13 protein-coding genes are annotated in these 11647 nt (G+C 61.6%); 10 read left to right on the top strand and 3 right to left on the bottom strand.

Features of this window, described 5'->3' with window-relative positions:
• Positions 1-14: 14 nt before the first annotated feature.
• The 4 genes from CLU92_RS25510 to CLU92_RS25495 all read left to right on the top strand — a co-directional run bounded on the left by CLU92_RS25510 (position 15) and on the right by CLU92_RS25495 (position 3824).
• The gene (locus CLU92_RS25510; protein ID WP_101484141.1) at positions 15-1286 is read left to right on the top strand and encodes an MFS transporter; all 1272 of its coding nucleotides are present in this window, start codon (positions 15-17) and stop codon (positions 1284-1286) included.
• Positions 1287-1324: 38 nt separating this feature from the next.
• The gene (locus CLU92_RS25505; protein WP_101484140.1) at positions 1325-1990 is read left to right on the top strand and encodes a DUF1345 domain-containing protein; all 666 of its coding nucleotides are present in this window, start codon (positions 1325-1327) and stop codon (positions 1988-1990) included.
• A 229-nt stretch (positions 1991-2219) separates the two neighbouring features.
• On the top strand, positions 2220-2597 hold the full coding sequence (locus CLU92_RS25500) for an HPF/RaiA family ribosome-associated protein (protein ID WP_034781728.1): 378 nt from the start codon (positions 2220-2222) through the stop codon (positions 2595-2597).
• 261 nt (positions 2598-2858) lie between these two features.
• Positions 2859-3824, top strand: coding sequence for a GGDEF domain-containing protein (locus CLU92_RS25495; protein ID WP_101484890.1), 966 nt, complete (start codon positions 2859-2861; stop codon positions 3822-3824).
• 106 nt (positions 3825-3930) lie between these two features.
• Here CLU92_RS25495 and CLU92_RS25490 read toward each other — a convergent pair whose 3' ends face one another.
• The gene (locus CLU92_RS25490; RefSeq protein WP_257561910.1) at positions 3931-4545 is read right to left on the bottom strand and encodes a DUF5610 domain-containing protein; all 615 of its coding nucleotides are present in this window, start codon (positions 4543-4545) and stop codon (positions 3931-3933) included.
• 156 nt (positions 4546-4701) lie between these two features.
• Here CLU92_RS25490 and sbcB point away from each other — a divergent pair, with 156 nt between their 5' ends.
• The gene (sbcB, locus tag CLU92_RS25485) at positions 4702-6150 is read left to right on the top strand and encodes an exodeoxyribonuclease I (RefSeq protein ID WP_101484139.1); all 1449 of its coding nucleotides are present in this window, start codon (positions 4702-4704) and stop codon (positions 6148-6150) included.
• Between the two features lie 184 nt (positions 6151-6334).
• Here the strand turns inward: sbcB and pyrF are convergent, their stop codons facing one another.
• Positions 6335-7168: an orotidine-5'-phosphate decarboxylase gene (pyrF, locus tag CLU92_RS25480; RefSeq protein WP_101484138.1), complete on the bottom strand. Its 834-nt coding sequence runs from the start codon at positions 7166-7168 to the stop codon at positions 6335-6337.
• 168 nt (positions 7169-7336) lie between these two features.
• Between pyrF and CLU92_RS25475 the strand changes: the two genes are divergently transcribed.
• The 5 genes from CLU92_RS25475 to CLU92_RS25455 all read left to right on the top strand — a co-directional run bounded on the left by CLU92_RS25475 (position 7337) and on the right by CLU92_RS25455 (position 11120).
• A complete protein-coding gene (locus CLU92_RS25475) occupies positions 7337-7951 on the top strand; it encodes a LemA family protein (protein WP_101484137.1) in 615 nt (204 codons plus the stop codon).
• 1 nt (position 7952) lies between these two features.
• On the top strand, positions 7953-8786 hold the full coding sequence (locus CLU92_RS25470) for a YgcG family protein (RefSeq protein ID WP_101484136.1): 834 nt from the start codon (positions 7953-7955) through the stop codon (positions 8784-8786).
• The gene (locus CLU92_RS25465; protein WP_101484135.1) at positions 8786-9307 is read left to right on the top strand and encodes a TPM domain-containing protein; all 522 of its coding nucleotides are present in this window, start codon (positions 8786-8788) and stop codon (positions 9305-9307) included. The genes CLU92_RS25470 and CLU92_RS25465 overlap by 1 nt, the downstream gene beginning before the upstream one ends.
• Before the next feature lie 75 nt (positions 9308-9382).
• Positions 9383-10147, top strand: a complete 765-nt coding sequence (locus tag CLU92_RS25460) for an SDR family NAD(P)-dependent oxidoreductase (protein ID WP_101484134.1) — start codon at positions 9383-9385, stop codon at positions 10145-10147.
• A 547-nt stretch (positions 10148-10694) separates the two neighbouring features.
• Complete coding sequence (locus CLU92_RS25455) at positions 10695-11120, top strand: VanZ family protein (RefSeq protein ID WP_257561902.1); 426 nt, start codon at positions 10695-10697, stop codon at positions 11118-11120.
• Positions 11121-11140: 20 nt separating this feature from the next.
• Here the strand turns inward: CLU92_RS25455 and CLU92_RS25450 are convergent, their stop codons facing one another.
• A complete protein-coding gene (locus CLU92_RS25450) occupies positions 11141-11419 on the bottom strand; it encodes a hypothetical protein (protein WP_101484133.1) in 279 nt (92 codons plus the stop codon).
• Positions 11420-11647: the final 228 nt, after the last annotated feature.

Below are 11647 nucleotides of genomic sequence, written 5' to 3'. Positions count from 1 at the left end.
TCCCTGGAAATCTCATGTCCCTCGCGTCCGCCGGCAACGGCTTCAGTATCTTGCGTCACCGCAATTTCGCCTTTTACCTGTCCGCCCGCGTACTGGGCACGGTGGCCGTGCAGATGCAAAGCGTGGCCATCGGCTGGCAGGTGTACCAGATCACGGGCAGCCTGTTCGACCTTGGCCTGATCGGCCTGGCGCAGTTCGCCCCCTTCCTCGTGCTGATCCTGCCGGCCGGCCATGTCGCCGACCGCTACAACCGCCGCAACATCATCGCCTGGTGCCTGGCGGCGCAGCTCGCTTGCGCGCTGGCCCTGCTGGCCTTTACGCTGAGTGGACTCTCCATCGTCTGGCCCGTGTTTGCCGTGCTGGTGCTGTTCGGCAGCGCGCGCGCCTTCATGATGCCGGCCACGCAAGCCGTGCTGGTAAACATGGTGCCCACGCAGCACTTCAGCCGCGCCGTCGCGCTCAGCTCATCGAGCTCGCACGTGGCCATCATCCTGGGCCCCACCCTGGGCGGCTTGCTGTATTACTTCGGCCCCAAGGTGGTGTATTTGATCTCGTCCGCGCTGCTGGTGGTATCCGTCTTGCTGATGCGCGCCACCACGCCGGCGCCGCAAGTGGTGAAGCGCGAACCCGTCAGCTGGCATACCCTGCTCGAAGGCTTGCGCTTCGTCTGGTCGAAACCCATCGTGCTGGGCGCCATTTCACTTGACCTGTTCGCCGTGCTGTTCGGCGGCGCCACGGCCCTGCTGCCGGCGCTCGCGCATGACGTGCTGCATATCGGCCCCAGCGGCCTGGGCCTGCTGCGCACGGCACCGGGCGCCGGCGCCGCCCTGTGCTCGATCGCGCTGGCCATCTTTCCCATCACGCGCCGCGTGGGCGCCTGGATGTTCGGCGGCGTGGCCGTCTTCGGCCTGGGCACCCTGGTGCTGGGCAGCACCAGCTATTTCCCGCTGGCGCTGGCGGCACTGTTCCTGATGGGCGCCGGCGACATGGTCAGCGTCTACATCCGCCACCTGCTGGTGCAGTTCGAGACGCCTGACGAGATCCGCGGCCGGGTCAGCGCCGTGAATGCCGTCTTCATCGGCGCCTCGAACGAGCTGGGCGAATTCGAATCGGGCCTGACGGCTGGCTGGTTCGGCCTGGTGCGCGCCGTGCTCTTCGGCGGCGCCGCCACCCTGGCCGTGACGGGCATCTGGGCCGTGCTGTTCCCCGTGCTGTCACGCATGGACCGCTTCCCCCACCACGAAAAGGAAGCGGCTGCCAGAACGGCGACCGCGAGCGCACACTAAGCGCTAAGATGCGCTATCGCTACTGACCAACTCGCACCATGAAAATCACGTTTCCCTTGCGCAGCTTCATCCGCAGCCGCCCCCACCTGAGCATGGCCACGGCCATCGGCGTGGCAGCCGGCCTGTTGCTGCCCTCGTCCTGGCAACTGATGACGCGTTTGCTGACGGCGTGGAACGTCGCCGTCTGGTTTTACCTGGCGACGATGGCCTGGATGATGATGCGCGCCAACCATCACAAGGTGAAGGTGATGGCGGCGCGCCAGGATGAGCGGGCCGCCACGGTCCTGTCGGCCCTGTCCGTCGCCTCCGTGATGAGCCTGGTGGCCATCGTCTCGCAACTGTCGTCGATGAAAGACATGGCGCCGGACGAGCGCGCGCTGCATTACGGCTTGACGATCCTCACGCTGGTCGGCTCCTGGTTTCTCGTCGGCACCCTGTTCTGCTTTCACTATGCCCACCTGTATTACCAGGCCGACCCCGCACTACGTCCCCTGAAATTTCCCGACGACGAGCAAAACCCCGATTACTGGGATTTTTTGTATTTCTCCTTCACCATCGCCGTGGCCGTGCAAACGTCGGACGTTTGCGTGCAGACGCGATCGATGCGGCAGATCGTGCTGGGGCAATCCGTGCTGAGCTTTTTCTTCAACCTGGTCGTGCTGGGACTGTCCATCAATATTGCCGCCGGCTTGATCAATGGATAAGCAGCAGGGCAAAAAGATTCCACAAGGAAACTTGATCTGGCTGAAGGGTTAAGCGCATCTTAATCGTGCAGACCCCTTGAAATTGTGGAAACTGGAGTAAGATAAGTCATGCACAGAGATCAAGTGCATGAGGCAAGAACCAGGCGCCGACGCGCCCCCGCAGTGGAATAGACCGCTGCCGTGCATGGCGCCTGAGATGGGTTTTTTTTGAATTGACAGGAGTAAGCATATGCAAATCAATATTCATACCGACAGCACCATCGCCAACACCGCTGGACTGAACGAACATGTGCAATCCGTACTTGAAAGCGCACTCAACCGCTTCCGCGACAACCTGACCCGCATCGAAGTCCACATCAGCGATACGAACGGCCCGAAAGGCGGCGCCGACGATATCCGCTGCGTCATGGAAGCTCGCGTTGCTGGCTATCAGCCGATTGCCGTGACCGAACAGAACGCCACCGTGCATCAATCCGTGGCCGGCGCCACCGACAAGCTGAAACGTGCCATCGATAGCGCCCTGGGCCGCCTGCAAGACAGCAAGCGCCACGCCACCGGCAAGAATGCCGTGATCGATACGGCCGAAGCGGAAGAAACCGCCGAGTAACTCCACCCACCGCAGTACTCTAGTGACCAAGGCAGCCGTTCAAGGCTGCCTTTGCACATCCGGCCCGCCTTTCGCGCGCGGCAACAACAATGCCAAAACCATCAGCATTCCCGCTGATTAACGCGACATTGAAATAATTGTCGTATTTCCCACAGTAAGTGACATCAAGCAAGCCTTTGCCGTTACAGCCAAGGCCGCTTTACGCTATCATGAAGATACCGTCCCGCTGCTCGCGCGCGTCGGCTTTTTGAAAGTATGATTGTGGAACATATCGGCAACTTCGGCGCTTCAGGCTGCAACATCGGCGATTTACAGCTATTTTGCGATGCTGCGGATAGCCAGACGGCCGCCATGCTGGCGCCCTGCCCCGTCATGCGCCTCGAAGCGGGCGAAGCCATTGCCGACAGCAAGGGCACCAGCCTGTACATCGTCCTGCGCGGCTCGCTAGCCGTGGCGGCCGACACCCACACGGGTATGGATGACGGCACCGTCAGCAAGGTCTTGCCCGGCGAAAGCGTGGGCGAACAATCGGTGCTCGATGAAGCAAGCAACCTGGCCGCCATTTCTGCCCTGGAAGAAACCGATTTGCTGGTGATCGACGCGGCCGTCGTCTGGGAATTGATCGAACAATCGAACGGTCTGGCGCGCAACCTGCTGCGCTTGCTGTCCTTCCGCATCCGCGCCGCCAATGCCCTGCTGCGCAGGCGCCAGAAACTGGGCGAATTCTACCGCCAGCTGTCTATGGTCGACAGCCTGACGGGCTTGTACAACCGCGCCTGGCTGACCGATTTACTGCCGAACATGATCATCACCGCTCACGCCAGCAACTCTCCGCTGTCGCTGGTGATGATAGATCTCGACCATTTCAAGCGCTTCAACGACACGCACGGCCACCAGGCGGGCGACCAGGCGCTGCGCATCGCCGCGCAAGTGCTGGGCGCAGCCCTGAGGCCCACGGATTTTGCCGTGCGCTATGGTGGCGAGGAAATGATGGTGATCTTGCCAGATACCAACGAACACGTCGCCTTGCGGGTGGCCGAGCGCCTGTGCGAGCGCATGGAGCACGCCGTCATCTTCGCCGACATGCGCAGCGCGCTGCCGCACATCACGGGCTCGTTCGGCGTGGCCAGGCTGGAGGCGGAACAGGACGACGAAGCGTTGATCGCGGCGGCCGATGCGGCGCTGTACCGCGCCAAAGCCGGCGGGCGCAACCGCGTAAGCACCTGATAAAAAGCCCATGGCGTCGTTGCATTGCCTCGTCGTACATTCGTACTGCCTTCGGCAATGCGCCTCGCCCTGGACATTTTCTCCGGCGCTTCCGGCGTAATAAGGATCAGCTGGCCTTGCTGTCGGCCGGCTTGGCGGTCTCATCCTTCTTGCTGCTGTGCGCGGCGATGAAATCCGCATAGCCCTTTTGCACCAGTTCATACGTCTTGTCGATATTGCCGGCGATATCGCCATTCAGCACTTTCAAGCCACCCAGAATGTCGCGCGCTTCCTTGAAGCCTTTTTCCATGCCGCCGCTGATGGTGTCCATGAACTTGGTCAGGGCCGTATCGTCATCAAGGCCGGGGTTCTGTTTTTTGAACGCGTCAAAAAACCCCGTCGACAGCGATACAATGCGGCTTGCCGTCGCCTCGGCGCTATTGTCCTGCGAGGCTGCGTTCTGGATGGCGTCGTCGCCGTACTGGCCCTTCAGCGCTTCATTGATATTCGTGATGGCCGTCTTGTACAGCAGCGCCAGCGGCTCGTTTTCCGAACCGATCGAGACATTTAGCGACGCCTGCATGATGGAGGCGTTCAACTGCAGCTTGCTGCGGTCATTCACGCTCATTTCAGTCTTGACGCCGTCCTTTTGCTGGACTTTATCGTCCTTGCCGGCAACGCCGGTACTGACGGAAGTCACGGAAGGGGTGGAATTGCCGCTTGCGGCGATGGGAATTGACACGATAGACCTCCTTGAACGGGCAATATATGCCACCATGCGGGAAACGCAATGATGACCATGCTCTCGTGTAGTATCGGCAGGTTTTCAGAAAACTGTAGCAGTGGCACTTTTAGCGGCCCGGATAACCAATTAAGCAACGACCATCAACGACCATCAATGACTACCCAGACTTTCCTTTGGCACGACTACGAAACCTTTGGCGCCCAGCCGCGCCGCGACCGTCCGGCCCAGTTCGCAGCCATCCGCACGGATGCCGACCTGAACGAGATCGGCGACCCGATCATGCTGTATTGCCAGCCTGCAAATGACTTCCTGCCCGACCCGCAATCGTGCCTGATCACGGGCATCACGCCGCAGCAATGCTTGCAGCTGGGCGTGCCCGAACACCAGTTCGCCGCCACCATCGAAGCGGCCTTTTCGGAACCGGGCACCATCGGCGTGGGCTACAACACCATCCGTTTCGATGATGAAGTCACGCGTTTCCTGTTCTGGCGCAACCTGATCGACCCGTATGCGCGCGAATGGAAGAACCATTGCGGCCGTTGGGACATTCTCGACGTGGTGCGCATGACGCACGCGCTGCGCCCGGAAGGCATTCAATGGCCGAAGCGCGACGATGGCCAGACCAGTTTCAGGCTGGAACACTTGAGCAAGGCCAATGGCCTGGCCCACGAAGCGGCGCATGATGCGCTGTCCGACGTGCGCGCCACCATCGCCCTGGCCCGCCTGATCCGTGAAAGGCAGCCGAAACTGTTCGAATTCTGCCTGGCCCTGCACAAGAAAGACAGGGTCGCCAGTGAAATGGGCATGCACCTGGCCGCCGGCGAGCGCCAGCCCTTCCTGCACGTGTCCGGCATGTTCCCCGCCGAACGGGGCTGCCTGGGCATCGTCTGGCCGCTGGCCACGCACCCGAGCAATAAAAATGAAATTCTCGTCTGGGACTGCGCCTACGATCCGCGCGAACTGTTCAATCTGGATGCCGACACCATCCGTACGCGTTTGTTCACGCGCAAGGAGGCCATGCCGGAAGGCATGACGCGCCTGCCCGTGAAAAGCGTGCACCTGAACAAGTCGCCCATGCTGGTCGGCAACCTGAAAACCCTGTCGCCCGCCATGGCCGCGCAATGGGGCATCGATGTGGAAGCGGCGCGCGCCAACGCGCAGCTGGCCGCCACGGCGCCGAACATGGAGGCGATCTGGGCCGAAGTGTTCCAGCGCCCGGGCGCGAATGTCGCCCTGGATGTGGATGAAGATTTGTACAATGGTTTCGTCAGCAACGACGACCGCCGCCTGCTCGAATCCCTGCGCCGCGATACGCCGGCCAAGCTGGCCACGGCCCGCCCCTCGTTTGCCGACGAACGCTTGCAGGAATTGCTGTTCCGCTACCGCGCCCGCAATTTCCCGCAAACCCTGAGCGAAGCGGAAAGCCTGCGCTGGGAACAGCACCGCGCCGCCCGATTGTTCGACGGCGACGGCGGCGCCCGCACCATCGAGATGCTGTTTACGGAAATCGACGTGCTGTCGGAGTCCGTGGATGAGCGGGGAGAAGAGATTCTCGGTGAGCTGTACGACTATGCGGAGATGGTGGCGCCCATGCGCGACTGAAGGACCAGGCCGGGTAGGTCGGATTAGCGGGGCAAAGCCCCGCGTAATCCGACAACATTGTTGGCCCGAGCGTGCTGGTGTCCGATTACGCGGCTACGCCGCTAATCCGACCTACGCTGCGCGGTGTTGATTGATCGCACAGTGAGCATCGCCGGCCGCAAATCGCGACGCGCAGTAGCTTATGTCAGACACCATCAGACGCGCGGTGTTGATTGATGGCATCGCGCGTTTCGATTGCCACGCGGCGCGCCGCATCGGCGAAGTCTTCGCCCGCTTGCGGCGTGGCGTAGATGATGGCGCGCGAAGAGCTGATCATCATGCCCATGCCGTTCGCCGTCTGGCCCGCGCCGACGGTGGCGGCAATATCTCCGCCTTGGGCGCCGATGCCGGGCACCAGCAGCGGCATGTCGCCCACGATGGCGCGTACTTGCGCCAGTTCTTCAGGGAAGGTGGCGCCGACGACGAGCGCGCACTGGCCGTTCTTGTTCCATTTCTCGGCCACCAGGCGCGCCACGCGCTGGTACAGGGGCACGCCGTCCGTGTCGAGGAATTGCAGATCCGAGCCGCCCGGGTTCGAGGTGCGGCACAGGATGATCACGCCGCGGTCTTTCCACGCCAGGTAGGGATCGAGCGAATCCTCGCCCATGTAGGGATTCACGGTGACGGCGTCGGCGCCGTAGCGCTCGAACGCTTCGCGCGCGTATTGCGTGGCCGTGGCGCCGATGTCGCCCCGTTTCGCGTCGAGGATCAGCGGGATATGCGGGTAATTCTCGCGCACGTAGCGGCAGATGTCTTCCAGCTGCTTTTCCGCGCCCAGCGCGCCGAAATACGCGATCTGCGGCTTGAAGGCGCAGGCCAGGTCGGCCGTGGCGTCGATGATGCGCGTGCAAAAGGTGGTGATTCCATCGGGCAAGTCGCGCAGTTCGGCCGGCAGTTTCGCCAGGTCGGGGTCCAGTCCCACGCACAGCAGGGAATTATTGGCCGTCCATGCGGCGGATAATTTATTGATGAAATTCACGGCACACCTTCTCTATATTCAGTTGCAAACCCCATATTGTAACGCGGCGCGGGCCTTACAAGACAGGAGACAGCCCCCCAGGGGCGGCGGCCTGCGCTTATTAAACCGACATCCCGGGCCGTTTCAGGTATATTTGCCTCATCCCTTTTACTCTGCACGGAACCCATCATGCAAATCACCAATCAATTCACCAAATGGCTGCGCCTGGCGCTGAGCGTTACCGTCCTGGCCGGTATCCTGACGGGCTGCGGCTACAACGACTTCCAGACCAAGGACGAAGCGACCAAGGCCGCCTGGGGCGAAGTGGTCAACCAGTACCAGCGCCGTGCCGACCTGATCCCCAACCTGGTGAATACCGTCAAGGGCTATGCCACGCACGAGCGAGAAACGCTGGAAGCGGTGACCAAGGCGCGCGCCGCCGCCACCAGTTTCCAGATCACGCCCGAAGTGCTGAACGACCCGGCCGCGTTCGAAAAATTCCAGCAAGTGCAGGGACAGCTGTCGTCGGCCCTGTCGCGCCTGATGGTGGTGTCCGAGAAGTATCCTGACTTGAAGGCCGATACGAGCTTTCGCGACTTGCAGTCGCAGCTGGAAGGCACGGAAAACCGCATCACCGTGGCGCGCCAGCGTTACATCGTTGCCGTGCAAGATTACAACGTGCATGCGCGCAGCTTCCCGAACAACCTGACGGCCATGATGTTCGGCTACAAGGTCAAGCCTTCGTTCACGGTGGAAAACGAAAAATCCATTTCGACCGCGCCAACCGTCAACTTCGGCAAATAAGATGAAAGCCTGGTCTTCTCTGGCAGCGCTGGCGATGGCACTGCTGCTGTGCGCCAGCCTGCCCGCCAGCGCACAGGGCTTGCAAGCCGTGCCGCCGCTGGCGGCGCGCGTGACGGATAACGCCGGCATGCTCGACGCCAAGCAGAAAGCGGCGTTGGAAGGCGTGCTGGCCGACTACGAAGCCAAGACGGGCAGCCAGATCGCCGTACTGCTGGTCAAGAGCACGGAACCGGAAGCCATCGAGCAATACAGCATCCGCGTGACGGATGCCTGGAAGCTGGGCCGCAAGGGCGTCGATGACGGCGTGTTGCTGATGGTGGCGAAAGACAATCCATCGTCCCTGCGCCGCCTGCGTATCGAAGCGGGGCGCGGCGTGCAGGGCGTGCTGACGGATGCGCAATCGAAACGCATCCTGCAGGACGTGATCGCGCCCCATTTCAAGCAAAATGACTATTACGGTGGCCTGGTCGCTGGTATTGGCGCGATTGCCACCCTGCTGAACCAGGAGCAATTCCCCGCCCCCGCACAGCAGAAGGCTCCGGCCACCGTGGAAGCGGGCGGCCTGACCTTCTGGCTGCCGCTGCTGTTCTTCGGCTTTCTCGTCTTGCTGACCGTATTCCGCTCGCGCGGCGGACCTACGCGGCTGCAGCGCGGCAGCAACTGGTCCAGCGGCGCCACGGGCGTCGTGCTGGGCAGCATCCTCAGCCAGGCGCTGAACAACCGTGGCGGCGGCGGCTTCGGCGGCGGTGGCGGATTTGGCGGTGGCGGTGGCGGCGGTGGTTTCGGTGGCGGCGGCGGCGGTTTTGACGGCGGCGGCGCCTCGGGAGATTGGTAATGACGAAACAACTGACCTTTGGACAGCGCTGCGGACGCGCCTTGAAGCATTTGCGCGGCACGCCGGCAACGGCGCGCCAGGCATTTCCTGAACGCACGCTGAAAGCCATCGAAACGACGATTGCCGACGGTGAGGCGATGCACCAGGCGGAAGTACGCCTGATCGTTGAGGCGGCCCTGACACCCGGCATGGCCTACCAGGGCGTGAGCAACCGCGAGCGGGCACGCGAACTGTTCGCCCAGTATGGTGTATGGGATACGGAAGATAACGTTGGTGTACTGATCTATATCAACCTGGCCGAACACCAGGTCGATATCGTGGCCGACCGCAACGTGGGCCGGCGCGTCACGCCGGAACAGTGGCAAGCCGTGTGCCGCATCATGACGGGAGGCTTCAAGGAGGGTAATTTCCATGATAGTACGCTCGATGCCTTGCAGCAGCTGAATACCTTGTTGCAAAGCCACTTCCCCGCCAGCGGCACGCGTGGCAACCAGTTACCGAACGAACCCATCCTCCTCTAATTCCTGCCCAGGGATTAAAATCTGCCCATTGCCGCGCGAGCTGGGCGCGGCCCCTAATACCGCCGAGGAGACCGCATGAAACTGATCAATCAAACCGCCATCGTCACGGGGGCCACGCAAGGCATCGGCCTGGCGTGCGCCACCCGCCTGATCGCCGAAGGGGCGCAAGTGATGCTGGTCGACATCAAGGAAGAAGGCGCGCAGGCAGCGGCCGCCCTCGGCCCGCAAGCGCGCTTCTTTTGCGCCGACGTGAGCCAGAAGGCAGACGTCGATGCCATGCTGAAGGAAACTCTGGCCCAGTTCGGCCACATCGATATCCTCATCAACAATGCGGGCGTCACGCACGCGGCCGATTTCCTCGATGTCTGCGAAGACGATTTCGACAGGGTCATGCGCATCAACCTGAAATCGATGTTCCTGTGCGGCCAGGCCGTAGCGCGCGAGATGGTCAAGCGCAACAGCGGCTGCATCATCAACATGTCCAGCGTGAATGCGGAATTGGCGATCCCGAATCAAGTGCCCTATGTGGTGTCGAAAGGCGCGATCAACCAGCTGACCAAGGTCATGGCCCTGAACCTGGCGCCGCATGGCGTGCGCGTCAACGGCATCGGGCCGGGCACCATCCTGACGGAACTGGCCAAGCAGGCGGTATTGTCCAGCCCGCATGCGCGCCACACGATTTTGTCGCGCACGCCGTTGGGCCGCTGCGGCGAGCCGGAAGAAGTGGCCGGCATCGCCGCCTTCCTGGCCAGCGACGACGCCACCTACATGACGGGCCAGACCATCTATGTCGATGGCGGACGCATGGCGCTCAACTACACGGTGGCCGTGAAGGAGTGAGAGGGAAACAAGGGAGTTATATAAAAAAATAATAACGCATATCTAAAAAGATCATTAGACACATATCGTGCAACGCAGCATAATGCACCTGTCTCCACTATTCTCCTCCAAGAAAATAGTTTTAAGCCCGCTTTCACCAGCGGGCTTTTTTTTTGCTGTCACTCATGAAACATGGCCATTCTTGCCATGCCACCCAATCTTTCCAGTCATTCTGCCTGTCGCAAAAAAATGTTGCGGCGTGTCATCAGCCCGTCATGTTCGCCCCCTATACTTGCTTCATCTGCTGTACAGGCAACCGATATGCCTGACTACAGACAGGTGTGCTGCGATGGCACACCACTCCCCTTTCATGACCGTGGCGGGCACCGGCAAGGTGCGCGACATGGTAAGTACCGAGCAACTCTCAACTCTTGACCCACTCATTTGGGTTTTTGGCCCGCGTCCCCGCGGGCCTTTTTTTTGCCTGCAAGACAAGCTCCTGCGCAAAAACACAAGGTTCCGCCATGCACATGATATTGTGACTGCCTTTCCACCGTCCTGACGCATCATGCCTGCACCCTTGCTTGAACTCTGTTTTGCCGACCGCCACGCACGCCTGCGCTACCGCACGGCCCTGGTGTTGTACTCGCTGGTGATTCTGATCGGCGACATACCCGGCATGCGCGCTGACGTGGGCCAATATGCCTCGGGCGGCGTACTGCATTCCTTCGGCTACGGCGTGCTGGCCCTGATCCTGTTCAGCGGCATGGGCGGCGGCATGACCCGCCGGGCGCTGCTGTCGGTGCTGATGGTGGCGGTTATGGGCGCGCTGGACGAATTCATCCAGAGTTTCCTGCCTTACCGCCATGGCGCCGTCAGCGACTGGGTGGTCGATATCACGGCCGCAGCGGCGGTCTGCCTGCCTCTGTGTTTCCTCTGGCCAAAAATGGTCGTCGCCGCCCTCGGCAAGGACGCAGCGCAGCCTGGAACCTGAACTGGGGCAATGCCAGCCAGTCAGGCACGGTCCGCTTCGCAATCCTGCAATGCCAGCGGCAACTGCCCCTGGCTGCGCGTGCCCAGGCGCCGCATCAGGGCGCGCGTCTCGCGCCGGCTGCCGGCGCTCACGGCGCGTGCAGCATCACGCTGCATGTCCAGCAAGTGCTCCGAACGCGCCAGCCGCACCAGACCATGCAAGGCCTGGGCCAGTACATGGCGCGCACGGGCATCGCGCGCGGTGCCGACTACGGCCAGCACCAACTCATCGATCAGTTTTGCGGTAGGACCAGATGACATTTTTTCTCCCGAATCAACAGTGAGGAAACGTGCAGGCACACGACCTAGTGATTACCAGCATCGTTTATACCAAGCACAGCAATGAGACGCTTGATCTAGCTCAATCGCTCATGACGGCTGCCGAACATCCCTGCGCCGCCATGCTCTTCATGTAGCAATCGCTGCCATCCGTATCAGCGCAGGTGACGATCCTGCGTGTTCGACCATGAGCAGACCAAGCTGAGATTG

The sequence above is a fragment of the Janthinobacterium sp. 61 genome (genome assembly GCF_002846335.1).
Lineage (GTDB): Bacteria > Pseudomonadota > Gammaproteobacteria > Burkholderiales > Burkholderiaceae_D > Janthinobacterium.
This window is presented reverse-complemented; position numbering and strand designations above follow the sequence as displayed.